We start from the raw sequence: 23093 nt of genomic DNA, 5'->3' as shown, positions 1-23093 counted from the left end.
CGTGGGGTGCCGAAGGCACCGACAGATCGCCAACCGGGGACGTGATGCAGTTTCTCGAAACCTTCCGAGGCAGCGATTTTGCCGACACGCTGGCAAGCCTCATCGCGGCCTTCGCCTTCGCCACGCTGATAGGGGCGGAGCGGCAGTGGCGCCAGCGCACGGCTGGGCTCAGGACCAATGTGCTGGTGGCCGTCGGCGCCTGCCAGTTCGTCGACATGGCGATGAACCTGACGGGGCACGACGGGGCGGTAAGGGTCATCGCCTATGTCGTGTCGGGCATCGGCTTTCTCGGCGCCGGCGTAATCATGAAGGAGGGCGCCAACATCCGTGGCCTGAACACGGCGGCGACGCTGTGGTGCTCGGCGGCGGTGGGGGCGTGTGCCGGGGCGGACCTGATCGCGCAGGCGGGCCTGCTCACCCTGTTCGTTCTCGCCGGCAACATCATGCTGCGTCCGCTGGCGAAGTGGCTGGAGCGGCTGCCGACCGATGTGAGCACGGGGGAGGCGACCTTCGAGGTCGTCCTCGTCGTGGAGACGTTGCGCGCGGCCGACCTGAAGGCCCGCGTTACGGCGGAACTGCAGGCCGCGAAATACCCGGTAGCCGACATCGTGTCCAACCGGCAGGGCGACCAGTCGGAAGAACTCACGGCTCGTCTGGTGGCAACCTCGGCAAAGGGCGAGGAACTCGACTCGGTGGTCGAGACCCTGCGCGAGCTGCGCGGCGTCAGCAGTGCCGGCTGGCTGAGCCGGACGCTTTAGGTGCCTCCGGCCGGTGGGGCCCCGGAGCGGGCTCGCCTAGCCTGCTTCCCGCTTCCGCTCAACGCTGTCCGGTCGCGGGGCTGGGAGCCGGCGCCCCGGATGCCGCCGCCAGCCGCGATTCCATGCGGTCGAGCTCCGCGCGCAACCGCTCGATGACATCGGCGGCTTCTGAAAGCTCGTCCTCGACCTTGTCGCAGCGGAACTGGTCCATATCCGCCGCCATCGCCCGCAGGCGCTCCACGATATTGCCGCTCGGCATGTTGCTCTCCCTGGTTTTCCCGACGGCCCGCAGGCCGCCGAAGAGGCCGATTCTTCACCCGTCTCGCTATCGCGATTTTGTGACTGGCTGGCAACAGTGTCACGCATTCGCAACCATAACCGGAGGCTGCGACGCGGACGCCGCGATGCCGCCACAAACCGGCACGAAATCCGACGGATAGACGGGGGATAAAGGTGCCGGATGCGGCGCCGACAAGAGCCTCCGCACCGGGATGCGTGAAGAAAATGGACGTCAGGACGATCATCGACAAGCGGAACCTGCCGAGCCGCCATGTGACGGAAGGCCCGTCGCGCGCGCCGCACCGCTCCTATCTCTACGCGATGGGTCTGACCCGCGAGCAGATCCACCAGCCGCTGGTCGGCGTCGCCTCGTGCTGGAACGAGGCCGCGCCGTGCAATATTTCGCTGATGCGCCAGGCGCAGGCGGTGAAGAAAGGCGTCTCCGCTGCCGCCGGCACGCCGCGTGAATTCTGCACCATCACCGTCACGGACGGCATCGCGATGGGCCATGACGGCATGAAGGCCTCGCTGGCCTCCCGCGAGGTCATCGCCGACTCGGTCGAACTGACCATTCGCGGCCATGCCTATGACGCGCTGGTCGGACTGGCGGGCTGCGACAAGTCGCTGCCGGGCATGATGATGGCGATGCTGCGCCTCAACGTGCCGTCGATCTTCATTTATGGCGGCTCCATCCTGCCGGGCTCCTTCCGGGGCCAGCCGGTGACGGTGCAGGACATGTTCGAGGCGGTCGGCAAGCATTCGGTCGGCCTGATGTCCGATGACGACCTCGATGAGCTGGAGCAGGTTGCGTGTCCCTCCGCCGGGGCCTGCGGCGCGCAGTTCACCGCCAACACCATGGCCACCGTTTCCGAGGCGATCGGCCTCGCGCTGCCCTATTCGGCCGGCGCGCCGGCGCCCTACGAGATCCGCGACCGCTTCTGCATGGCGGCCGGCGAGCAGATCATGGACCTCGTCGCCCGCAATATCCGCCCGCGCGACATCGTCACGCTGAAGGCGCTGGAGAATGCCGCGACCGTGGTCGCTGCGTCGGGCGGTTCCACCAATGCGGCGCTGCATCTGCCGGCGATGGCGCATGAGGTCGGCATCAAGTTCGACCTGTTCGACGTCGCCGAGATCTTCAAGCGCACGCCCTACATCGCCGATCTCAAGCCCGGCGGGCGCTATGTCGCCAAGGACATGTTCGAGGCCGGCGGCATTCCGCTGCTGATGAAGACGCTGCTGGACAACGGCTTCCTGCACGGCGACTGCCTCACCGTGACCGGCCGCACCATCGCCGAGAACCTCGCCTCGGTGAAATGGAACCCGCACCAGGACGTGGTGCGTCCGGCCAACGACCCGATCACCGTCACCGGCGGCGTGGTCGGCCTGCAGGGCAACCTCGCCCCCGATGGCGCCATCGTGAAGGTGGCGGGCCTCAAGACCCAGAAATTCACCGGCCCGGCCCGCTGCTTCGACGGCGAGGAAGCGTGCTTCGAGGCCGTGACCCACCGCGCCTATGAAGAGGGCGAGGTGCTGGTCATCCGCTATGAGGGGCCCAAGGGCGGCCCTGGCATGCGGGAAATGCTGTCCACCACCGCCGCCCTTTACGGGCAAGGCGTGGGCGACAAGGTGGCGCTGATCACCGACGGACGCTTCTCGGGCGCCACGCGTGGTTTCTGCATTGGCCATGTCGGGCCAGAAGCGGCGGTCGGCGGCCCGATCGGGCTGCTGCGCGACGGCGACATCATCACTATCGACGCGATCGAGGGCACGCTTGACGTGGCACTTTCGGACGAGGAACTCGCCGCCCGCCGGGCGGAGTGGAAACCCCGTCCGTCGCCCGTCGGCTCGGGGGCCATCTGGAAGTTCGCGCAGGCCGTGGGACCCGCCCGTGATGGCGCGGTCACTCACCCCGGCGGCGCGGCCGAGACGGCGTGCTATGCGGATGTATGATGCTTCGGGCCTGCGGCCCCTAATCCTCCTTTTCACGCTCGTGCTGGCGCCTTCGCTGGCGTCGGCTTTCGACGGCACGCCGGGCGCGGATGCGCCTGCGGGTGCGGCCGCCGTCGTGGGCAAGCCGCGCACGATTGAAGAATCCGTTCGATTCGGCGCGCAGGCGCTGCGTTCGGGCCAGACCGAGCAGGGCATCGACTCGCTGCGCTACGCGGCCGACCAGGGCCATGCCGGCGCGCAGTGGAAGCTCGGCCGCATGTATGCGGAAGGCGAGGGCGTCGAGCGCAACGACATCAAGGCGTTCGATTATTTCAGCCAGATCGCCAACATGCATGCCGACGACAACCCGGCGACGCCGGAGGCGCGCTTCGCGGCGGATGCCTTCGTGGCGCTCGGGGCCTATTATCTGGTCGGCATACCCAACAGCAAGGTGCGCCGCGACGCCACGAGGGCGCGCGACATGTTCGCCTATGCCGCGTCCTATTTCGGCGATCCCGGTGCGCAGTATCATCTGGCACGGCTCTATATCGACGGCGATGGCGTCGACCGCGACCCGCGCTTTGCCGCGCGCTGGCTCGGTCTGGCGGCGCAGAAGGGCCAGTACCAGGCGCAGGCGGCGCTCGGTGGACTGCTGTTCAAGGGCGATGACGGCATTCCCCGCCAGGCGGCGCGCGGCCTGATGTGGCTCACCCTTGCCCGCGACGCCGCTGCCGGCCCGCAGGACAAATGGGTGGTGGACCTCTATGAGGACGCCTTCACGAATGCCAGCTCCGACGAGCGCGCCATGGCGCTGGTCTATCTCGAACAGTACATGAAGACGGTGCGCTGAGCGGGCGCTGCGTCCATCGTCATCCCGGAAGTAGTAGCAGGCCGATCCGGGGATGCGCGAACAGCGATCCCGGCTCTCGCTAGGCTCGGCCGGGATGACGTCGCCTTGAGCAAGGCGCCTCATTTTCCCGGGATGACAGCTCTGTAGCGAAAACCCGTCAGGTCCCGAAGGCGAGTTCCGCCCATACCGGCACATGGTCCGAGGGCTTTTCCCAGCCGCGCACATGCTTGTCGACGCCCACCGCCGTCAGCCGGTCGGTGGCCTGCGGCGAGAGCAGAAGATGGTCGATGCGGATGCCGTTGTTCCGTTGCCAGGCGCCGGCCTGATAGTCCCAGAAGCTGTAGATGCCGGCTTCCTGCGTCGTGGCGCGCAGCGCGTCGGTCATGCCGAGGTTGAGGATGTCGCGGAACGCCGCCCGCGTCTGCGGCAGGAACAGCGCGTCCTCGGTCCAGGCCTCCGGGTGGGCGGCGTCCTCCGGCTCGGGAATGACGTTGTAGTCGCCGCAGACGACGAGCGGCTCCTCGAAGGCGAGGCGCCCGGCGATATGGGCCTTCAGCCGCTGCATCCAGCCGAGCTTGTAGGGATATTTCTCCGTACCCACGGGATTGCCGTTGGGCAGGTAGATGCCGCACACCCGCAACGAGCCTTCCGGCGTTGAGACCACCACCTCGATGAAACGTGACTGCACGTCGGCCTCGTCGCCCGGCAGGCCGGTCGTCACCTCGTCGAAGGGCAGGCGGGAGAGCACGGCGACGCCGTTGAAGCCCTTCTGGCCGTGCACCGCGACATTGTAGCCGAGCGCCTCGAACGCCTCGCGCGGGAACGCCTCGTCGGCGCATTTCAGCTCCTGCAGGCACACCACGTCCGGCCGGGTCTCGGTGAGCCAGGCCACTGCGTGCTCCTGGCGTTGTCTGATCGAATTGACGTTCCAGGTGGCGATACGCATAGGGCTCTCACGGCAGGCGAGGGATTCGGGCCGCCACTCTACAGCACCGGCAGCAGCCGACGCACGATGAGGGCGGAGGACAAAGCCACTTCGTCGACGAACTGCCGGAAATCGAAATGCGAGTTGCGCCCGGCGAGATCGGACAAGGTCCGCACCACCAGCCAGGGCACGCCATAGGCGGCGGCGGCCTGCGCCATCGCTGCGCCTTCCATCTCCACCGCCGCCCCGCCCAACTCACGGAAAAGCCGCTCACGCAGCGTCTCGGAATTGACGAACTGGTCGCCGGTGAGGATGCGCCCGTAATGCAACTGCGGCACCCTCTCGCCGCCGGCAGCCGAGAGCGGGGCCAGAGAGAGATCGGCCAAGGCCGCACGCACCCGCTCCAGCAACGCGCCATCCGCGCTGTACCCGAGCTCTTCCTGCGGAGCGAAGAAGGGCAGGTGCCCGGCCTGATAGACGATGAACGCCTCATCCGGGTCGTAATAGCCGGCATCGTGCTGCACGACATGATCGGCGATCACCACATCACCGACCGAAAGCGCCGGGTCGAGCCCGCCGGCAATGCCGGAGAACATCAGCAGGCGGCAGTCGAACCGCTCCAGCAGCAGCGTCGCGGCGATGCCGGCATTCACCTTCCCCATGCCGGCGCGGGCCAGCACCACGCGGTGCCCGTCCAGCCGGCCGGAATGGAAGACCATGCCGGCGCGCTCGGTGATTTCGGTGCCGGTGAGATTGTCGGCGAGAAAGGCAAATTCCTGCGGAATGGCGCAGAGCACGCCGGTCGGGCGCATCAGAGGGCGAAGCTGGTGCCGCAGCCACACGAGGCGGTGGCCTGCGGGTTGGCAATGCGGAACGAGGCGCCGATCAGGTCGTCGACATAGTCGATATGCGAGCCCGACATATATTCCAGCGAGACGGGGTCGATCACCACGCTCGCCTCGCCCTCGGCGATGACGATGTCGTCCGCCTCGCGGGAGCGTGTAATGTCGAACTTGTACTGGAAGCCGGAGCAGCCGCCGCCTTCCACGCTGACCCGCAGCATGCTCTCGGGTGGCTCGCCACGGAGAATGTCCGCGATGCGCCGCGCCGCGCTGGCGGTGACGCCAACGGAGGCTACCGCAACGATGTCGGGCGAAGAACCTGCGCTCATGTTGCACACTTACCGTTGAATATGACCTGTACCGATAGTTAAGTGCTGCCGCCCGCGAGTCAAAGGGGCTGCGCGCGCGACTGGCAGGAGAATTGCGCATGGCGGTGGCCGGGGCGGCGCCGCGCGCGCCATGGGCGTCGAAAGCCGAAGAGAGCCGCGGGCGGCTCCATCCCGAGCCCGACGGGGACGCGCGCAGCGCCTTCCGCCGCGACGCCGACCGCATCATCCATTCCAGCGCCTTCCGCCGGCTGGCCTACAAGACCCAAGTCTTTTCCTACCACGAGGGCGACCATTACCGCACCCGCCTCACACATACGCTGGAAGTGGTGCAGGTGGCGCGCTCGGTCGCCCGCGCGCTCGGCCTCGACGAGGATCTAAGCGAGGCGCTGGCGCTGGCGCACGATCTGGGCCACCCGCCCTTCGCCCATGCCGGCGAGCGGGTGCTCGACGCCTGCATGGCGGCCTATGGCGGCTTCGACCACAATGCCCAGTCGCTGCGGGTGGTGACGCGGCTGGAAAATCGCTATCCGGATTATGACGGGCTGAACCTCTCCTGGGAGACGCATGAGGGGATCGTCAAGCATAACGGCCCGCAGGCCGGGCCGTTGCCGCACGCCATCGCGGTGAATGCCGAGCGGCAGGATCTATGGCTGTGGAGCTGGCCCAGCGCCGAAGCGCAGGTCGCCGCCATCGCCGACGATATCGCCTATGACGTGCACGACCTCGATGACGGGCTGCGGGCGGGCCTGTTCGATCTCACGGAACTGGCCGCCCTCCCGCTGGTCGAGACCATCCTTGCCGATATCCGTGCCCGCTGGCCCGGGCTCGACCGGGCGCGGATGTTCCACGAACTCGGCCGGCGGATGATCACCGTGCTGATCGCCGACGTGGTGGAGGAGAGCCGCCGGCGGATCGCACAGGCGGCCCCCGATAGCGCCGACGACATCCGCCGGCTCGGCCATGCGGTGGTGGGGTTCTCGGTGGAGACGGCGGCGGCGGAAAAGGCGATCAAGGCGTTTCTGTTTCCGCGCATGTACCGGCATCCGCGCGTCATGGAGACGATGGAAGCCGCCGGCGACGTGGTGCGTGACCTGTTCACCCGCTACATGGACGACACGCAGGCTCTGCCCGAGGAATGGCGCGCCAGCGTGGAGGGCCGAACAGAGGCGGCGCGGGCGCGGCGCATCGCCGATTTCCTTGCCGGCCAGACCGACCGCTATGCCCTGGCGGAGCATGCGCGGCTCTTTGACAGGGCACCGGAACTGCGGTAGCGGCAGCGGCCCCTTCTGGGTCTGCCGTGCCGGGAGCTGCCGCTATGAACCTCTTTGCCCTCTTCGTCGACCACGTCCGCGACGCGCTCGTCCAGCTCGCGAGCGAGGGGGTGGTGCCGCCCGGCGTGGATACCGCGCGGGTGGTGGTGGAGCCGCCGCGCGACGCCAGTCATGGCGACCTCGCCACCAACGCGGCGATGGTTCTGGCCAAGGACGCCGGGCTGAAGCCGCGCGAACTGGCGGACAAGCTGGCGGCAAAGCTCGCCGCCGTGCCCGGCGTGGCGAAGGTGGATGTGGCGGGTCCCGGCTTCATCAACCTGACCCTCGACGGCTCCTACTGGCCGCAGGTGATCGCCGCCGTATTGCAGCAGGGCCAGGATTTCGGGCGCTCGGATACCGGCGCCGGCCAGCCGATCAATGTGGAATATGTTTCCGCCAACCCCACCGGCCCGATGCATGTCGGCCATTGCCGGGGCGCGGTGTTCGGCGACGCATTGGCCAATCTTCTGGCCTTTGCCGGCTGGAAGGTAACGCGCGAATATTACATCAACGATGCCGGCGCGCAGGTCGACGTGCTCGCCCGCTCCGCCTTCCTGCGTTACTGCGAGGCGCTGGGCGAGCCGATCACCATTCCCGAGGGGCTCTATCCCGGCGACTATCTCGTCCCTGTCGGCAAGGCACTGGTGACGAAATACGGCCGCACCCTGCGCGACAAGCCGGAGGCCGAGTGGCTGCCGGCGGTGCGCGATGTCGCCATCGACGCGATGATGGCGATGATCCGCACCGATCTTGCGGCGCTGAACATCCATCACGACGCGTTCTTCTCCGAGCGGACCCTGCACGCGCGCCCCGACGGCGCGCCGAGCACCATCGACCGCCTGCTCGACACGCTCCGGGCGCGGGACCTCGTCTATGAGGGACGCCTTGCGCCGCCCAAGGGGCAGCCGGTGGAGGACTGGGAGGACCGCGAACAGACGCTGTTCCGCGCCACCCAGTTCGGCGACGACGTGGACCGGCCGCTGATGAAATCGGATGGCGCCTACACCTATTTCGCCGCCGACATCGCTTATCACAAGGATAAATTCGACCGCGGCTTCAAGCGGATGATCGACATTTGGGGCGCTGACCATGGCGGTTATGTCAAGCGCATGCAGGCGGCGGTGAAAGCCGCCTCGGACGGCGAGGCGAGCCTTGATATCGAGCTGTGCCAGCTGGTGCGCCTGCTGCGCAATGGCGAGCCGGTGAAGATGTCGAAGCGCTCCGGCGACTTCGTCACCCTGCGCGACGTGGTCGACGAGGTCGGCGTCGACGCGGTGCGGTTCATGATGATCAACCGCAAGAACGACGCCGTGCTCGACTTCGATCTTGCCAAGGTGATCGAGCAGTCGCGCGACAATCCGGTGTTCTATGTGCAGTACGCCCATGCCCGGGCGCGCTCGATCCTGCGCAATGCCGCACAGGCGTTTCCCGGCCTGCCGGCGGCGCCGGCCGATTTTGCCAGCGGAGCGCTGGCACGACTGGACGACGAGGGGGAAGTTGGCCTCGCCCGGCTGATCGCCAACTATCCGCGCCTGATCCAGCAGGCGGCCCCGGCGCGCGAGCCCCACCGACTGGCGTTCTATCTCTATGAACTCGCCAGCGCGCTGCACGGACAGTGGAATCGCGGAAAGGAGCTGCCTCATTTACGCTTCATTATCGAAGATGATCGAGAGTTGACTTATGCGCGGCTGGCTTTGGTGCATGCCGTCGCGCTGATCATCGCTTCAGGACTTTCCATTCTTGGAGTCGATGCTCCCGAAGAAATGCGGTGAGCGCCTCGCGACGGTTCGTTCGACCTGCCGCTCCCGTGATGCCGCCCGGTGGGCGGTCCTAGTTGTGATCGTGGCGAACAGGTTCTGAAGATGGGCAATGAGAACATGCGTGACCGGCCGGAAAATGCCGCCGAGGACCCGCTTGCCGAACTTGCGCGCCTGATGGCCCAGGAGGACGATTTCGCCGATCTGCTGCGGCAGGCGCCACCCGCCCGTCAGCCCGCCCCGGCCCAGCCTCCCTCTAACCGGCCCGCAGCCCCCCCACCGACGCGCCCGCCGCTGACGGCCCGCCGCCCGGCGGAGGAGGGGCGTCCGACGCCCGGTTCTTTTGCCGCGCTGGCGGCCGAGGTCTATGGCGAGGGCGTGCCGCGCGCCGCGCCGCTGTCGCGCTCCGGCGCGGAGGAAGCGGCCCGCGACGCGCATCGCGAGCCCGCCCGTGGCGAGCGCCCTGATCCGCGCGCGCCCTATGTTCCCCCGCGCCCGCAGGCTACCGATGCGACCCGCCGCATGCCGACGCCGCGCGCGGAGGCCCCGCAGGCCGCCGCTCCATCGGCGCCGCAGCGCCCGATGGCTCCCCGCCCCGAGCCGTCGCGCGCCGATGCCCCGCGTCCTGACGCTCTTCGCCCAGAGACTCAACGTCCCGAGACTCAACGTCCCGAGACTCAACGCCCCGACGCCCCGCGCGCACCGGCGGCGCGGCCGCCGATGACGCCGGCGGACATGGCCCGGCAGGAAGCGCTCCGACAGGAGGCTTCGCGGCAGGAGGCTGTGCGTCTGGATTCCGCCCGCCAGGACCTTGCCCGCCAGGACCTTGCCCGCCAAGACCTTGCCCGTCAGGATCTCGCCCGCCAGGAAGCGGCGCGTCAGGAAGCGGCGCGCCAAGAGGCGATGCGCCGGGAGGCACTGCGTCAGGAAGCCGTGCGTCAGGAAGCCGTGCGTCAGGACTCGGCGCGTCGTGAGGCGGCCGCCCGCGAGGCCGTGCGCGCGCCTTCCGCACCGCCGGCCGGTGCCGACGAGAACTCCGCCGATTCCCGCGTGCCGGCCTGGATGACCCGGGCGACGACCGCCGCCCGCGCCGTCGATGCCCCGGTGCCGCCCGCTTACGCGGCGGCGCCGACCGCTGCTCCGGCTCCGGTCAGCCGACCCGCGAGCGCCCCGGCCCCGCAGGCCGTCGATCTCGACGAGGACGCCTATGATTATGGCCGCTCGGCCGGCGACTATCCGCCGGATGAAGAGGCCTATGAGGACTATGCCGCCGAGGAGGAGGCCCCCCGAGGGCCCAACCGCAAGCGCCTGCTGATGATGGGCGGGGCGGTGCTGGTGTTCATCGCGGCGGCGGCCATCGGCTACGTCCTGGTGTCCGGCCCGTCGGGCTCGGGCGTGTCGGGCACGCCGCCTGTCATTCGCGCCGAACAGGGGCCGAACAAGGTGGTGCCGAACCAGCCGGCGGCGGAGCAGACCGCCGATGGCCAGAAGCTGATCTATGACCGCGTCGGCGGTGGCGCGACCACCGGCAACGAGCAGGTGGTGTCCAGCGAAGAGCAGCCGGTCGACGTGTCGCAGGCGGCGCAGCCACAGCCGCGCGTCATTCAGACCACGCCGTCGGGTGGCAGCGCCTCGTCGCAGGCCGGCTCGGGCGAACCCAAGCGGGTGCGCACGCTTACCGTGCGCGCCGATGGCACTGTCGTGGAAATGCCGGTCCCCGCCGCGCCTTTGCCGCCCGGCGCGTCTGCGTCGCCGGCGGGCAATCCCGTTGCGCTGAACCTCGGCTCAGGTGGCGCGGTGCCGACCACGCCGACCCCGCTTTCGGCCACGCCCTCCATCGTCGAGAACATGCCGGCGGACACGGCACCGGCTGCGGAACCGGCACCTGCGCCGGCGGCGGCGCCTCCTGCCCGGGTGGCGGCAGCCCCTCCCGCCTCGGCGGCGAGCAATGCGGCGGTGCCGGCTGGCGCCTATGTCGTGCAGATCGCCGCCGTTCGCTCCGAGGCGGAAGCTCAGGCGACTTGGCGTAGCGCCCAGGCCCGGTACGCGGACCTGCTGCGCAACCAGCCCTTCAGCGTGAAGCGGGCCGATCTCGGCGATCGCGGCATCTATTACCGCGCCCAGGTAGGCTCGTTCGGCTCGCGTGAGGGCGCCGTCAACCTGTGCGAGGCCCTGCGCGCTCAAGGCACGACCTGCATGGTCGCGCGCAACTGACACGCCGGACCGTCATGAACGCCCTCAACGTGCCGCGCGCCTTCATCACCGGCTGCGCCACAACCGCGCTCACCGCCGACGAGACCGCCTTCCTGAAGGAGGCGGCCCCGTGGGGGCTGATCCTGTTCCGCCGCAATGTGGAGACCCCCGCGCAGGTGGCGGCGCTCGTCGCCGCCTTCCGGGAGGCGGTGGGGCGCGCCGATGCGCCGGTGCTTATCGACCAGGAGGGCGGGCGGGTGCAGCGGCTCGGGCCGCCGCATTGGCCGGCCTATCCGCCCGCCGACCTCTTCGCCCGCCGGGCCGAGGCCGGCGATGTGGACGGCGCGGCCGAGGCGGCGTGGCTCGGTGCCCGGCTGATGGCGGCCGATCTCGCGGCGCTCGGCATCACGGTGGACTGCGTGCCCTGCGCCGACCTGCGCCTGCCGGAAGGCCACGGAATCATCGGTGACCGTGCCTATGGCGCGACGCCGGAACAGGTGGCCCATCTCGCCCGAGCGGCGACCGAGGGGCTGATGAGCGGCGGCGTGCTGCCCGTTCTCAAGCACATTCCCGGCCATGGCCGGGCCCGCGCCGACAGCCATGAGAGCCTTCCCATCGTGGAAACCTCCCGCGCCGAGTTGGAGGCGACCGATTTCGCGCCGTTCCGCCTGCTCGCCGACCTGCCGCTGGGCATGACGGCACATGTGGTCTACGCCGCCATCGACCCCGACCGGCCGGCGACCACCTCGCCGAAAGTGATCGCGGAGATCATTCGCGGCCATATCGGTTTCGACGGCGCGCTGATGAGCGACGATCTTTCCATGGGCGCGCTGGCGGGCTCGCTGGCCAGCCGCACCGAGGCGTCCTTCGCCGCCGGCTGCGATCTCGCGCTGCATTGCAACGGGCGACTGGACGAGATGAGCGAAGTGGCCTCCCGCACCCCGATACTGCAGGGTGAGGCGGCGCGGCGCTGTGCGGCGGCGCTCGCGCGTCTCGTCGCCCCGGAAGAAATCGTGCTGGGCGAGGCGCGGGCGCGTTTTTCGGCTATGATCGCGACGTCCTGAACGTCGATCGCGGTCCCGCATGGTTCAAAGCCAGTTCACCTTCGATGCCGACGCCGCACGCCAGGCGGGCGAACCCGCTCTTGTGGTGGATGTCGACGGCTTTGAGGGACCGCTCGACCTGCTGCTGGCGCTGGCGCGCACGCAGAAGGTGGATCTGCACCGCATTTCCATCCTCCAGCTCGCCGAGCAATATCTGTTGTTCGTCGAGGAAGCGCGCCGCATCCGGCTGGAGCTGGCGGCCGACTATCTGGTGATGGCGGCGTGGCTGGCTTACCTCAAATCGCGCCTGCTGCTGCCCGATCCGCCGAAGGAGGAAGGGCCGAGCGCGTCCGACCTTGCCGCCGACCTCGCCGAGCGCCTGCGCCGGCTGGAACAGATTCGCGCGGCCGCCGCCCATCTGGCCACCCGCGACCGCATCGGCCATGAGGTGTTCGTGCGTGGCGCGCCGGAGCCGCTGCAGGCGGCCGGGCCTATCGTCTATGAGGCGACGCTTTACGACCTGCTCGCCGCCTATGGCGCGCAGCGCCAGAAGATGGCGCTCTCGCAGGTGCGGTTTCCCCCGCGCAACGTCATTTCGCTGGCCGAGGCGCGCGAGCGGCTGGAGCGTCTGATGGGCCGGCTGGCACTGCATGGCGAATGGTCGCGGCTCGACGGCTTCCTGCTCAACTGGATCGCCGACCCGAAGATGCGGGCGACGGCGCTGGCGTCGGGCTTCTCGGCGACGCTGGAAATGGTGCGCGAGGGGCTGATCGACGTGCAGCAGGAGGAGAGCTTCGCGCCGATCTGGATTCGCAGCCGACGCGACGGGCCGGGGGAGGGCGCATGAGCGCCGAAGCCGCACGGATCGCGCAGACAGACCGGGAGATGCAGGAGACTGCGCCCTTGCCTCCGCCCGGACGCGATCCTGACCTGCGTTTGCTGGAGGCCATGCTGTTCGCCGCCGGCGAGCCGCTGGACGAGTCGATCATCGCCGCCCGGCTGCCGGAAGGCGCGGATGTGCGGGCGCTGCTCACCGCGCTGTCGGCCGATTACGCCGACCGCGGCTTCAATCTGGTGCGGGCGGCCGGAAAATGGATGCTCCGCACCGCCCCCGACCTCGGCTTCCTGCTCGCCCGCGACAAGCCGGAGCCGCGCCGGCTCTCGCGTGCCGCGCTGGAGACGCTGGCCATCATCGCCTATCACCAGCCGGTCACGCGCGCCGAGATCGAGGAAATTCGCGGCGTCTCCACCAATAAGGGCACGCTCGACGTGCTTCTCGCCGCCGGCTGGGTGCGCCTGCGCGGGCGGCGGCGCAGCCCCGGGCGACCCGTGACCTATGGCACCACCGAGACCTTCCTCGTCCATTACGGGCTCGACGCCATCCAGGACCTGCCGGGCCTCGACGAATTGCGCGGCACAGGGCTGATCGATTCGCGCGTCACGGCCGGCCTGACCATACCTCTGCCCAGCGACGACCCCGGGCTGAAAGACGACGAGGACCCTCTGGAGCCGGAATTCGAGCTCTCCTTCGCGCCCGAGCCGGACGGGGACGAGGATCAGGACGGCTGAGCCTAAATGCTGACAGAGACAGGAACCGCCATGCCGTCCCAGCCTTCACGCACGCCGGTCTCGCTCGCCAGCCGGCTGGTGATCGAGGATGTGCGCCACGGCTATGGCGAGGTCGAAGCCGTGCGCGGCGTCAGCCTCACGGTGGAGCCGGGCGAGATCATCTGCCTGCTCGGCCAGTCGGGCTGCGGCAAGACCACGCTGTTGCGGCTGATCGCCGGCATCGAGCGGCCGACCCACGGGCGAATCCTGCTCGACACGCAGGTCGTGGCCGGCCCTGGGGCCTTCGTGCCGCCGGAAAAGCGCGCCATCGGGCTGGTGTTCCAGGACTACGCGCTGTTCCCGCACCTCACCAATGTCGAGAATGTCGCCTTCGGCCTGCGCCGTCTCGGGCCGGCGGGTGCGCATGACGAGGCGCTGCGGGCGCTGCAGCGTGTGCGTCTGGAGGGCTACGCGGAAAACTATCCACATGCTTTGTCGGGCGGCGAGCAGCAGCGTGTCGCGCTCGCCCGCGCGCTCGTGCCGCGCCCCGGCATTCTCCTTATGGACGAGCCGTTCTCCGGGCTCGACAGTCGGCTCCGGGGAAGTGTGCGCAGCGAGACGCTGAAGGTGCTGCGCGACGCCCGCGCCACCTGCATCATCGTCACCCATGACCCGGAAGAAGCGCTGCGGCTGGGCGACCGGATCGCGCTGATGCGCAAGGGAAAGCTGGTTCAGGTGGGACCGCCGGAAGAGCTCTACCGCCACCCCACCGACATTGAAGTGGCGCGTTTCTTCTGCGAAATCAATGAAGTGGAAGGGGAGGTGAGCGGCGGTCGGGTGACAACCGCACTCGGTCGCTTCGCCGCGCCCGGCCTTGCCGAAGGCGCCGGAGCGATCGCCGCCATCCGCCCGCAGGGGATCGAACTCAAGGCCCCCGGTTCGGGCGTGCCGGGACGAATCGTCAACCACCGCTTCCTCGGCGAGCTGGACCTTTACGAGGTGGCGGTGGAGGGGCTGGACCGGCCATTGGTCGCACGCCGGCGCACCACGGCGGGCCTATTGCGTGGGCATGACGTCGGAGTGAACATCGAGCCGGCGGAGGTTCTTGTCTTCGCCACGGGCCGGCCCTAGTGTCCGGGTTCAATTGCGATGCGCGGCCGAAAGGGGCCGGCGGCGCTTCGGACAAGGGAGTTTTGTGATGGGTTCGTTGAGCATCTGGCACTGGATCATCGTGCTGGTGGTCGTGCTCCTCCTCTTCGGTCGCGGCAAGCTGTCGGAGCTGATGGGCGATGCCGCCAAGGGTATCAAGGCGTTCAAGAAGGGCATGGCCGACGAGGACGAGACGCCGGCCAAGCCCGGTGAGCCGGCGCGTTCGATCGATCACCAGGCGAAGGTGGAAGCCGAGCAGACCAAGGTCAGCTGATTCCGGCCTCACGGCTTTTCGATCGGGGAGGGTCGCGCTTCAGCGACCCCGCGTAATGCATGTTTGATATCGGCTGGACGGAATTTCTCGTCATCGGCGTCGTCGCCCTCGTGGTGATCGGCCCGAAGGAGTTGCCGCGCGTGTTGCGCTCGATGGGGCAGGGCGTGCGCAAGCTGCGCCATATGGCCGGCGAGTTTCAGGGGCAGTTCAACGAGGCGCTTCGCGAGGCGGAGCTTTCCGACCTCAAGGACAGCGTGAGCGGGCTGCGAAGCGACCTCTCCGGTTTGGCCAGCAATGCGCGCGAGTCGATAGCGAAGGCGCTGCCGACCAATCCGCTGCAGGATATCGAAACCGATCTGAAGGCCCCCACCGGCAGCGTCGAGGCAGGCACAGGCTTGCCGCCGGCTGCGGTTGCGGTGGAAACCGCGGTGCCGTCGCCGGGCGACCTGGAGCCGCACCCGTTCGAGACGGTGGAGGACGAGGTTCGCAGCGCGGCTGCCGGGCTTGAAGCGGCGGCCCCGGCCCCGCCGGCGGCTTCTGCCGCGCCTGTCCCGGCTTCTGCGAGCACTCAGGCTGCCGTCGCGCCGCGCCCGCAGACGGCCGCCGCCCCCGTCGAGCCCCCGAAACCAGCCGAGCCCACTCCCGCCCTCGCGCCGGCCGCCAGGCCGAAGCGGGTGCGCGCCGCCGCTCCGGTGGCGGAGGGGGCTGCACCGCCTGCGGAGGCGGCACGGCCCGCCCCCCGCCGGACGGCGCGCAAGCCGGTGGAGGCGCCGGGGGCTGCGGAGCCCGAGGTCTCCGAGGCGGTTGCCTCGCTGGATCAGGCCGCGCCTGCCAAACGGGCAGCCAAGCCGCGCGTCAGGGTCAAGCCGGCCTCCGGCAATGAAGGGCCGGCCACATGAGCCAGGATGACATCGACTCGTCGAAGGCGCCGCTGATCGAGCACCTGATCGAGCTGCGCTCGCGGCTGATCAAGTCGCTGATCGCGTTCTTCATCGCCTTCTTCGCCTGCTTCATGCTGGGCAAGTTCATCTACAACATCCTGCTCTGGCCCTATGAGTTCGCGGCGGGCGGCACGGAGCACGTCAAGCTCATCTACACCGCGCCGCAGGAGTTCCTGTTCACCCAGATCAAGCTCGGCATGTTCGGGGCGGCGTTCATCTCCTTCCCCATCGTGGCGACGCAGATCTACATGTTCGTGGCGCCGGGGCTTTACAGCCATGAGCGCAACACGTTCCGCCCCTATCTGATCGCGACACCGGTGTGCTTCCTGATCGGGGCGGCCTTCGTCTATTTCGTCGCCATGCCGCTGGCGATGACCTATTTCCTCTCCATGCAGCAACTGGCCGGGCCGGATTCGCCCGAAATTTCGATGCTGCCGCAGGTCAGCGAGTATCTGTCGCTGATCATGACGCTGATCTTCGCCTTCGGCATCTGCTTCCAGCTACCGGTCATTCTCACATTGCTGGCGCAGATCGGGGTCGTCACCTCCGACCAGCTGCGCAAGGCCCGGCGCTACGCCATTGTCGGCGTGTTCGTCGCGGCGGCGGTGCTGACCCCGCCGGACATTGTGAGCCAGTTCGCCCTCGCCATCCCGACCCTGCTTCTCTACGAGGTCTCGGTCTATCTCGTGCGCCTTGTCGAGAAGAAGAAGGCCGCGCCGGAGGAAGAGGCAGACGCCGCCGTCTGAGGCCGCGCTGCCCCGCCGAAGCCGAGCCCTTGATCCTTCGAGGCCCGGCTTTGCCGGTCGACTCAGGATGACGCCGCTCGTTTTGGCTTGGCGTTGCCCGTCATGCCGAGGCGCGAGCAAAGCGAGCCTCGAAGCAGGCACGTCTTTGCCGCTCACGCGCTTTCGCAGGCGCCGCACTTGTCCCCGCCGTCCCGATTGGCTACGTCCCTCAAGTCCCGGCGCGAGGCCGGAGCGGCGCGTTTGAAGGCGAGACTGCCATGCACGACATCAAGTGGATCCGCGAGGAGCCGGCCGGGCTCATCAACGCGCTGGTGCGGCGTGGGACGTCTTCGGAGGAGGCGAAGGCGCTGGTCGACGGGCTGATTGCCCTCGACGAGACCCGCCGCGCCGGCATCGTCAAGCTGGAAGAGCTGCAGGCCCGCCGCAACGCCGCCTCCAAGGAGATCGGCGCCGCCAAGAAGGCGGGCGAGAACGAGCGTGCCGAGGCGCTGATGGCCGAGGTCGGGGCGCTGAAGACCGACATTCCGGCGCTTGAAGAGCAGGTGAAGGCGGCCGAGGGCGAGTTGCACAGCCGCCTCGCCGCCATCCCCAACGCGCCCCTGCCGGACGTGCCGGAAGGGGCGGACGAGCACGGCAATGTCGAGATCGCGCTGGTCGGCCAGAAGATCGGCTTTCCCTTCGTCGCCAAGCAGCATTTCGAGATCGGCGAAGGCCTCGGCCAGATGGATTTCGAGGCGGCGGCAAAACTCTCCGGCGCGCGCTTCGTGGTGCTGAAGAACAAGCTCGCCCGGCTGGAGCGCGCGATCGGCCAGTTCTTCATCAACACCCACACCGAAGAACACGGCTACATGGAAGTCGCGCCGCCCATTCTGGTGAACGACGCCGCCATGTTCGGCACGGCGCAACTGCCGAAGTTTGAAGACGATCAGTTCGCTGCGCTATCGTTGAATCTATTTTCCGATGATACAATGAAATCGCTCGCGAAAGATATTGCGAGTGTAATATTCAATAATTACGTCAATGCGGAATACGATTGGCCAATTTCAGTTCCGGATAATATGGACCTCAGTGAGGAGGATGTCTCAGCGTTTTACAAGAGGCTTACTGGCGCTGAAAATGTCGGTCAATTTCGTCAAAAACTCCATGAGTACGCAGGGGCTGTAGCTCTAGACCGAATTGGCGAGGCAAGGCTGTCTCGCCGCTGGCTCATCCCCACCGCCGAAGTCCCGCTGACCAATCTCGTCGCGCAGTCCATCCTCTCCGAGGAAGAACTGCCGCTACGCTTCACCGCGCTCACCCCGTGTTTCCGCGCCGAGGCGGGGTCGGCGGGGCGGGATACGCGTGGGATGATCCGCCAGCACCAGTTCAACAAGGTGGAGATGGTCTCCATCACCACGCCGGAACGGTCTGCGGACGAGCATGAGCGCATGCTGTCCTGCGCGCAGGCGGTGCTGAAGAAGCTCGGCCTGCATTTCCGGGTGATGACGCTGTGCACCGGCGACATGGGGTTCGCCTCGGCCAAGACCTATGACATCGAGGTCTGGCTGCCGGGGCAGAACGCCTTCCGCGAGATTTCCTCCTGCTCCACCTGCACCGATTTCCAGGCGCGGCGGATGAATGCACGCTACCGACCGGCGGGCGCCAAGGCGCCGCGCTACCTGCACACGCTCAACGGCTCGGGCGTCGCGGTCGGCCGGGCGATGGTGGCGATTCTGGAGAACTACCAGAACGAGGACGGCTCGGTGACCGTGCCGGATGTGCTGGTGCCCTATATGGGCGGGCTGACGCGGATCGAGCGCGTCTGATCGCACGCAGAATGAAGAGCGATCCCGGCTCTGCGCTTCGCTTCGGCCGGGATGACGTCGAAAATAAAGGCGAGGACAGATGCGGATTCTGGTGACAAACGATGACGGCATCCATGCGCCGGGGCTCGACGCCTGCGCCCGCATCGCCCGGGCGCTGTCGGACGATGTGTGGGTGGTGGCACCGGAAACCGACCAGTCCGGCGTCTCGCATTCGCTCTCGCTGTCCGACCCGTTGCGCCTGCGTCAGGTCGAGGAAAAGCGCTTTGCCGTGAAGGGCACGCCGACCGACTGCGTGATCCTGGCGGTGCGGCACATCCTTGCCGACCACAAGCCCGATCTCGTGCTCTCCGGCGTCAATCGCGGCCAGAACGTCGCCGAGGATGTCGGCTATTCCGGCACGGTGGCCGGCGCCATGGAGGGCACGGTGCTCGGCATACCCTCCATCGCCCTGTCGCAGGCCTATGGTTTCGAGACCAAGAAGGCGCCGCCCTATGATGTCGCCGAGCACTGGGGTCCGCAGGTGGTGCGCACGCTGCTGGAGGAGGGTATCCCGCCCGGTATCGTGATGAATGTGAACTTCCCCAACCGCCCGGTGGACGCGGTACGCGGCATTGCTGTGACGGCGCAGGGCCGGCGCGACCAGGACCTGCTGCGCATCGACGGGCGCAATGACGGGCGGGGAAATCCCTATTACTGGATCGCCTTCGAGAAGCGTATCTTCGAGACGGTGAACGGCTCGGACCTGCACGCGCTCGACGAGGGCTGCATCTCCGTCACGCCGCTGCGTCTCGACATGACCGACGAGCCGATGATGACCCGGCTCGCGCAGGTTTTCGGGCCGGCACCGCACTGACGCAGTTCCCACCGTTCCGGGTCGGGCAGGGAGGTCGCGCTTGGGCGACGCCGAGAAGAGCGAAGATCTGCAGCGCGCCGAGCTGCTGCTGGCGCTGCGCAAGCGCGGGCTGCGCGAGCGGCAGGTGATGCGCGCCATGGAGCAGGTGCCGCGCGAGCGCTTCGTGGAACCGGCCTTTCGCCCGATCGCCTGGCAGGACCTTGCTTTGCCGATCGACTGCGGCCAGACCATCAGCCAGCCGACCGTGGTGGCGCTGATGACCGAGGCGCTGGAACTCGGCCCCTCGCACAGCGTGCTGGAGGTGGGCACCGGCTCGGGCTATCAGGCCGCCATTCTCGCCAGCATCGCCGGCCATGTGGTGACGCTGGAGCGCTTCCGCACATTGGCCGACAGCGCGGCTCGCCGGCTCGCCTCGCTCGGTTTTGCCAATGTCGAGGTGCTGGTCGCGGATGGGAGGGAAGGTGCCCCCCAGCGCGCGCCCTTCGACCGCATCATTCTCACCGCCGCCGTGGAGGAGGTGCCGCCGGCGCTGTTCGAGCAATTGGCCATGGGCGGCATTCTCGTCGCCCCGGTCGGCCCGGCCGAAGGCACGCAGTTCCTCATGCGCCACCGGCGCGGATTGCAGGGGCTGGAGACGCGCGAACTCGGGCTGGTGCGGTTCGTTCCCATGCTGCCCGGTGTCGCGGTAGTGCTCTGAGAATGCCGGGAATCCGCCATTTTTCCTGACGTGTCGGCTTCGGCTTAAGCGGCTGTTTACCTGTACGACGCATTAATCTCACCGAGTCCAGCGTTCGGGTGGGGTGCGATGCGTAAATTTCTGACGGCGTCCGGTTGCGGTCCACTCATGCGGATTTCCTTCGTCGCGCTGACGGCGGGAGGATTGGCCGCATGCGGTGCCGATTCCGCCCGGTTCAACAGTCCCAATGCCAATCCTTTTGCCGCGTCACCGACCTATACGGGCTCGGTCGCCGCCGCGCCGACGGGTCAGGTGCAGAGCGCGCCGATGGGCGGCGGATATCCAGGCGGCATGGCGCCGCCGGCTGGCCAGCCGGTAGCCGGCGCCGCGCCCGGCCCCTACGGCGCCCCGGCTAATTATGGCACCCCCGCTCCCTACGGCACGCCGGTGGCAAACGCCCCCTATGGCGCCCCGGCGCAGCTTTCGGCCGCCCCGACCTATGTTCCCCCCGCCGCCGCGCCGCAGCCGGCCTATGGCGGTACGCAGCCGCTTTATGGCAGCCAGCCGCAGCAGCTGAGCGCGCCGGTTGCCGCCGCCCCGGTTCGCACCTCCACCCCGCAGGTCGCGGCGAGCGGCGGCGCGCATGTAGTGGCGCCGGGCGAGACGCTGAGCTCGATCGCTCGCAATTACGGCCTGACGCGCAGCGAACTGGCGAATGCGAACGGCATCGACTTCAACACCATGGTGCGGATCGGCCAGAAGCTGACCATTCCCGGCTCCACGGGCGGGGCGGTGATTGCCGCCGCGCCGAAGCCGGCCGTCGCCACCCCGGCGACGCCGAAGCCGACCCCGGTGGTCGCCACTGCACCTGCGACACCTGCTGCCACGCCGGTCGCCCAGGCGCCTGCCGGGCCGAAGCCGCAGACCATCGCCGCCGTCAAGCCTTCCGAGACCCCGGACGAGATCCGCACCGCCACCGCTGCCGGCCCGCAGTTCCGCTGGCCGGTGCGTGGGCGCGTCATTTCCGGCTTCGGGCCCAAGCCCGGCGGCCAGCAGAACGAGGGCATCAACATCTCGGTGCCGGAAGGCACCTCGGTAAAGGCGGCGGAGGACGGCGTCGTCGCCTATGCCGGCAGCGAGTTGAAGGGCTACGGCAATCTCGTCCTCGTCAAGCACGCCGACGGCTGGGTCACGGCCTATGCCAATAACAGCGCGCTGGACGTGAAGAAGGGGGACACCGTCAAGCGCGGCCAGGTGATCGCCAAGGCTGGCCAGACCGGCAACGTCACCTCGCCGCAGCTGCACTTCGAGATCCGCAAGGGCTCGCAGCCGGTCGATCCGTCGCAATATCTCGCCGGCCTCTGAGCCGCCATTGCCTATCCGACGGCGGAGCCGTGCGCTCCGCCGCACCCATCCGGCGCGACGTTAGGACCTTGGCGCCGGTCAGCGCGGGGCGGCCGGCGGTTCGGACAAGGAAACGCCAAGCCGCCCCGCGACATCCTGCACATATTGCCACGCCGTGCGGCCCGAACGCGCCCCGCGCGTGGTCGACCATTCCAGCGCCTCCTGCCGCAGCGTTTCCGGCGCGATGGGGATGGCGAAATGGGCGATGTAGCTGTCGATCATCGCGAGATAATCGTCCTGGCTGCATTTGTGGAAACCGAGCCACAGCCCGAAACGGTCGGACAGCGAGACCTTTTCCTCCACCGCCTCGCCGGGATTGATGGCGGTCGAGCGCTCATTTTCCACCATCTCGCGCGCCAATATGTGGCGGCGGTTGGAGGTGGCGTAAAAGATCACGTTCTCCGGGCGCCCCTCGATGCCGCCTTCCAGCACCGCCTTGAGCGACTTGTACGAGGTGTCGTCGGCGTCGAAGGACAGGTCGTCGCAGAAGATGACGAATCGGAACGGGGCCGGCCGCACCAGGCTCATCAGCGCCGGCAGTGTCTCGATATCCTCGCGGTGAATTTCCACCAGCTTGAGCGGCGGCTTGCCTTCGCGTGCCATATCCGCGTTGACCGAGGCATGCGCGGCCTTGACCAGCGAGCTCTTGCCCATGCCTCGCGCGCCCCATAGCAAGGCGTTGTTGGCCGGCAGGTCGCGGGCGAAGCGCAGCGTGTTGTCCATCAACAGATCGCGGGTCCGCTCGATGCCCTTGAGCAGTTCCATCTCGACCCGGCTGACGCGCGGCACGGCTTCCAGCCGGCGTTCGTCGGCGTGCCAGATGAAGGCGTCGGCCTGGGTGAAGTCGGCGGTGGCGGCGCGGGCGGGGGCGAGGCGTTCGAGCGCGTCGGCGATGCGGGTGAGAACGGCGCCGAGATCGGCCGGTGTATGGGTCATGATGGGCTCCTCCGCCTGCGGGAATAGCCATTGCGCCGGCGCGGGACAAGCAGAACCGTAACGTTCGGTACGCCATGGCGCGGCTGTGACCGCGCATTCGGGCGAGGGCGTTTGCAATCGGCGGGCGCGTCAGTATAGTCCGCGCCGCTTCGCCGGGCCTTTCGCCCGCCTTTTTTCGACGGACAAGGAACCGACATGTTCATCACGCCTGCTTTTGCGCAGACCGGCGGCGCCGGCGGTACAGACATGCTGATGTCGCTACTGCCCTTCGTGCTGATCTTCGTGATCATGTATTTCCTGATTCTGCGCCCGCAGCAGAAGAAGGTGAAGGCGCACCAGGAAATGGTGAAGAGCGTGCGTCGCGGCGACACGGTCGTGACTTCCGGCGGCCTCATCGGCAAGGTTTCCCGGGTGATCGACGATGGCGAGATCGAGCTGCAGCTTGCGGAAGGCGTGAAGATTCGCCAGCTGCGCGGCATGATTTCCGAGGTTCGCGCCAAGGGCGAGCCGGCCAAGGAAGATACCGAGTCCTGACCGCTGACC

The 23093-nt window shown here is 68.2% G+C and carries 23 protein-coding genes; 18 read left to right on the top strand and 5 right to left on the bottom strand.

Annotation, left to right across the window (positions count from 1 at the left end):
• Positions 1–44: 44 nt before the first annotated feature.
• On the top strand, positions 45–758 hold the full coding sequence (locus EV667_RS12580; protein ID WP_131835683.1) for an MgtC/SapB family protein: 714 nt from the start codon (positions 45–47) through the stop codon (positions 756–758).
• Between the two features lie 58 nt (positions 759–816).
• Here EV667_RS12580 and EV667_RS12575 read toward each other — a convergent pair whose 3' ends face one another.
• Entirely contained in the window at positions 817–1017 is a 201-nt protein-coding gene (locus tag EV667_RS12575) for a hypothetical protein (protein ID WP_131835682.1), read from the bottom strand.
• A 245-nt stretch (positions 1018–1262) separates the two neighbouring features.
• Here EV667_RS12575 and ilvD point away from each other — a divergent pair, with 245 nt between their 5' ends.
• Both ilvD and EV667_RS12565 read left to right on the top strand, forming a co-directional pair.
• Positions 1263–2990 carry a dihydroxy-acid dehydratase gene (ilvD, locus tag EV667_RS12570; protein WP_131835681.1) on the top strand — a complete coding sequence of 576 codons (1728 nt, stop codon included), beginning with the start codon at positions 1263–1265 and terminating at the stop codon, positions 2988–2990.
• Complete coding sequence (locus EV667_RS12565) at positions 2983–3819, top strand: tetratricopeptide repeat protein (protein WP_131835680.1); 837 nt, start codon at positions 2983–2985, stop codon at positions 3817–3819. The genes ilvD and EV667_RS12565 overlap by 8 nt, the downstream gene beginning before the upstream one ends.
• A 157-nt stretch (positions 3820–3976) precedes the next feature.
• Here EV667_RS12565 and xth read toward each other — a convergent pair whose 3' ends face one another.
• Genes xth through EV667_RS12550 form a run of 3 tightly spaced genes read right to left on the bottom strand, consistent with a single transcriptional unit; the run spans position 3977 to position 5915 of the window.
• A complete protein-coding gene (gene xth / locus EV667_RS12560; RefSeq protein ID WP_131835679.1) occupies positions 3977–4765 on the bottom strand; it encodes an exodeoxyribonuclease III in 789 nt (262 codons plus the stop codon).
• A gap of 38 nt (positions 4766–4803) precedes the next feature.
• Positions 4804–5556 (bottom strand): 5'-methylthioadenosine/adenosylhomocysteine nucleosidase, encoded by a 753-nt coding sequence (locus EV667_RS12555; protein ID WP_131835678.1) that lies wholly within the window; start codon positions 5554–5556, stop codon positions 4804–4806.
• A complete protein-coding gene (locus tag EV667_RS12550; protein WP_131835677.1) occupies positions 5556–5915 on the bottom strand; it encodes a HesB/IscA family protein in 360 nt (119 codons plus the stop codon). The genes EV667_RS12555 and EV667_RS12550 overlap by 1 nt, the downstream gene beginning before the upstream one ends.
• A 98-nt stretch (positions 5916–6013) precedes the next feature.
• On the opposite strand from EV667_RS12550, the gene EV667_RS12545 reads away from it, so the two are divergent.
• The 14 genes from EV667_RS12545 (at position 6014) to EV667_RS12480 (ending at position 21575) form a co-directional block, all read left to right on the top strand.
• The gene (locus EV667_RS12545; RefSeq protein WP_131835676.1) at positions 6014–7186 is read left to right on the top strand and encodes a deoxyguanosinetriphosphate triphosphohydrolase; all 1173 of its coding nucleotides are present in this window, start codon (positions 6014–6016) and stop codon (positions 7184–7186) included.
• A 44-nt stretch (positions 7187–7230) separates the two neighbouring features.
• Positions 7231–8997: an arginine--tRNA ligase gene (argS, locus tag EV667_RS12540; protein WP_131835675.1), complete on the top strand. Its 1767-nt coding sequence runs from the start codon at positions 7231–7233 to the stop codon at positions 8995–8997.
• A gap of 90 nt (positions 8998–9087) precedes the next feature.
• On the top strand, positions 9088–11196 hold the full coding sequence (locus EV667_RS12535; RefSeq protein WP_131835674.1) for an SPOR domain-containing protein: 2109 nt from the start codon (positions 9088–9090) through the stop codon (positions 11194–11196).
• Positions 11197–11210: 14 nt separating this feature from the next.
• Positions 11211–12239, top strand: coding sequence for a beta-N-acetylhexosaminidase (gene nagZ / locus EV667_RS12530; protein ID WP_131835673.1), 1029 nt, complete (start codon positions 11211–11213; stop codon positions 12237–12239).
• A gap of 19 nt (positions 12240–12258) precedes the next feature.
• Positions 12259–13065: a segregation and condensation protein A gene (locus EV667_RS12525; RefSeq protein ID WP_131835672.1), complete on the top strand. Its 807-nt coding sequence runs from the start codon at positions 12259–12261 to the stop codon at positions 13063–13065.
• Complete coding sequence (gene scpB / locus EV667_RS12520; RefSeq protein ID WP_131835671.1) at positions 13062–13787, top strand: SMC-Scp complex subunit ScpB; 726 nt, start codon at positions 13062–13064, stop codon at positions 13785–13787. The genes EV667_RS12525 and scpB overlap by 4 nt, the downstream gene beginning before the upstream one ends.
• A 30-nt stretch (positions 13788–13817) precedes the next feature.
• Positions 13818–14897, top strand: coding sequence for an ABC transporter ATP-binding protein (locus EV667_RS12515; RefSeq protein WP_131835670.1), 1080 nt, complete (start codon positions 13818–13820; stop codon positions 14895–14897).
• Positions 14898–14964: 67 nt separating this feature from the next.
• Entirely contained in the window at positions 14965–15189 is a 225-nt protein-coding gene (locus EV667_RS12510; RefSeq protein ID WP_131835669.1) for a twin-arginine translocase TatA/TatE family subunit, read from the top strand.
• Between the two features lie 59 nt (positions 15190–15248).
• Complete coding sequence (gene tatB, locus EV667_RS12505) at positions 15249–16088, top strand: Sec-independent protein translocase protein TatB (protein ID WP_131835668.1); 840 nt, start codon at positions 15249–15251, stop codon at positions 16086–16088.
• On the top strand, positions 16085–16876 hold the full coding sequence (tatC, locus tag EV667_RS12500) for a twin-arginine translocase subunit TatC (protein WP_131835667.1): 792 nt from the start codon (positions 16085–16087) through the stop codon (positions 16874–16876). The genes tatB and tatC overlap by 4 nt, the downstream gene beginning before the upstream one ends.
• 257 nt (positions 16877–17133) lie before the next feature.
• Complete coding sequence (gene serS / locus EV667_RS12495; protein WP_131835666.1) at positions 17134–18681, top strand: serine--tRNA ligase; 1548 nt, start codon at positions 17134–17136, stop codon at positions 18679–18681.
• Positions 18682–18760: 79 nt separating this feature from the next.
• Complete coding sequence (gene surE / locus EV667_RS12490) at positions 18761–19534, top strand: 5'/3'-nucleotidase SurE (RefSeq protein WP_131835665.1); 774 nt, start codon at positions 18761–18763, stop codon at positions 19532–19534.
• Between the two features lie 40 nt (positions 19535–19574).
• Positions 19575–20231, top strand: coding sequence for a protein-L-isoaspartate(D-aspartate) O-methyltransferase (locus EV667_RS12485; RefSeq protein ID WP_131835664.1), 657 nt, complete (start codon positions 19575–19577; stop codon positions 20229–20231).
• A 108-nt stretch (positions 20232–20339) separates the two neighbouring features.
• Positions 20340–21575, top strand: a complete 1236-nt coding sequence (locus tag EV667_RS12480) for a M23 family metallopeptidase (RefSeq protein ID WP_245516124.1) — start codon at positions 20340–20342, stop codon at positions 21573–21575.
• 78 nt (positions 21576–21653) lie between these two features.
• Here EV667_RS12480 and EV667_RS12475 read toward each other — a convergent pair whose 3' ends face one another.
• Positions 21654–22550 carry an ATP-binding protein gene (locus tag EV667_RS12475; protein WP_131835663.1) on the bottom strand — a complete coding sequence of 299 codons (897 nt, stop codon included), beginning with the start codon at positions 22548–22550 and terminating at the stop codon, positions 21654–21656.
• Positions 22551–22745: 195 nt separating this feature from the next.
• On the opposite strand from EV667_RS12475, the gene yajC reads away from it, so the two are divergent.
• A complete protein-coding gene (gene yajC / locus EV667_RS12470; RefSeq protein WP_131835662.1) occupies positions 22746–23084 on the top strand; it encodes a preprotein translocase subunit YajC in 339 nt (112 codons plus the stop codon).
• Positions 23085–23093 lie beyond the last annotated feature (9 nt).

The organism is Ancylobacter aquaticus (assembly GCF_004339465.1).
GTDB classification, from domain to species: domain Bacteria; phylum Pseudomonadota; class Alphaproteobacteria; order Rhizobiales; family Xanthobacteraceae; genus Ancylobacter; species Ancylobacter aquaticus.
This window is presented reverse-complemented; position numbering and strand designations above follow the sequence as displayed.

What these genes read in the sequence shown, in the direction of transcription:
- EV667_RS12580 (WP_131835683.1), top strand. Translation starts at nt 45, where the DNA reads ATGCAGTTTCTCGAAACCTTCCGAGGCAGCGATTTTGCCGACACGCTG.
- EV667_RS12575 (WP_131835682.1), bottom strand. Translation starts at nt 1,017, where the DNA reads ATGCCGAGCGGCAATATCGTGGAGCGCCTGCGGGCGATGGCGGCGGAT.
- ilvD (WP_131835681.1), top strand. Translation starts at nt 1,263, where the DNA reads ATGGACGTCAGGACGATCATCGACAAGCGGAACCTGCCGAGCCGCCAT.
- EV667_RS12565 (WP_131835680.1), top strand. Translation starts at nt 2,983, where the DNA reads ATGTATGATGCTTCGGGCCTGCGGCCCCTAATCCTCCTTTTCACGCTC.
- xth (WP_131835679.1), bottom strand. Translation starts at nt 4,765, where the DNA reads ATGCGTATCGCCACCTGGAACGTCAATTCGATCAGACAACGCCAGGAG.
- EV667_RS12555 (WP_131835678.1), bottom strand. Translation starts at nt 5,556, where the DNA reads ATGCGCCCGACCGGCGTGCTCTGCGCCATTCCGCAGGAATTTGCCTTT.
- EV667_RS12550 (WP_131835677.1), bottom strand. Translation starts at nt 5,915, where the DNA reads ATGAGCGCAGGTTCTTCGCCCGACATCGTTGCGGTAGCCTCCGTTGGC.
- EV667_RS12545 (WP_131835676.1), top strand. Translation starts at nt 6,014, where the DNA reads ATGGCGGTGGCCGGGGCGGCGCCGCGCGCGCCATGGGCGTCGAAAGCC.
- argS (WP_131835675.1), top strand. Translation starts at nt 7,231, where the DNA reads ATGAACCTCTTTGCCCTCTTCGTCGACCACGTCCGCGACGCGCTCGTC.
- EV667_RS12535 (WP_131835674.1), top strand. Translation starts at nt 9,088, where the DNA reads ATGGGCAATGAGAACATGCGTGACCGGCCGGAAAATGCCGCCGAGGAC.
- nagZ (WP_131835673.1), top strand. Translation starts at nt 11,211, where the DNA reads ATGAACGCCCTCAACGTGCCGCGCGCCTTCATCACCGGCTGCGCCACA.
- EV667_RS12525 (WP_131835672.1), top strand. Translation starts at nt 12,259, where the DNA reads ATGGTTCAAAGCCAGTTCACCTTCGATGCCGACGCCGCACGCCAGGCG.
- scpB (WP_131835671.1), top strand. Translation starts at nt 13,062, where the DNA reads ATGAGCGCCGAAGCCGCACGGATCGCGCAGACAGACCGGGAGATGCAG.
- EV667_RS12515 (WP_131835670.1), top strand. Translation starts at nt 13,818, where the DNA reads ATGCCGTCCCAGCCTTCACGCACGCCGGTCTCGCTCGCCAGCCGGCTG.
- EV667_RS12510 (WP_131835669.1), top strand. Translation starts at nt 14,965, where the DNA reads ATGGGTTCGTTGAGCATCTGGCACTGGATCATCGTGCTGGTGGTCGTG.
- tatB (WP_131835668.1), top strand. Translation starts at nt 15,249, where the DNA reads ATGTTTGATATCGGCTGGACGGAATTTCTCGTCATCGGCGTCGTCGCC.
- tatC (WP_131835667.1), top strand. Translation starts at nt 16,085, where the DNA reads ATGAGCCAGGATGACATCGACTCGTCGAAGGCGCCGCTGATCGAGCAC.
- serS (WP_131835666.1), top strand. Translation starts at nt 17,134, where the DNA reads ATGCACGACATCAAGTGGATCCGCGAGGAGCCGGCCGGGCTCATCAAC.
- surE (WP_131835665.1), top strand. Translation starts at nt 18,761, where the DNA reads ATGCGGATTCTGGTGACAAACGATGACGGCATCCATGCGCCGGGGCTC.
- EV667_RS12480 (WP_245516124.1), top strand. Translation starts at nt 20,340, where the DNA reads ATGCGTAAATTTCTGACGGCGTCCGGTTGCGGTCCACTCATGCGGATT.
- EV667_RS12475 (WP_131835663.1), bottom strand. Translation starts at nt 22,550, where the DNA reads ATGACCCATACACCGGCCGATCTCGGCGCCGTTCTCACCCGCATCGCC.
- yajC (WP_131835662.1), top strand. Translation starts at nt 22,746, where the DNA reads ATGTTCATCACGCCTGCTTTTGCGCAGACCGGCGGCGCCGGCGGTACA.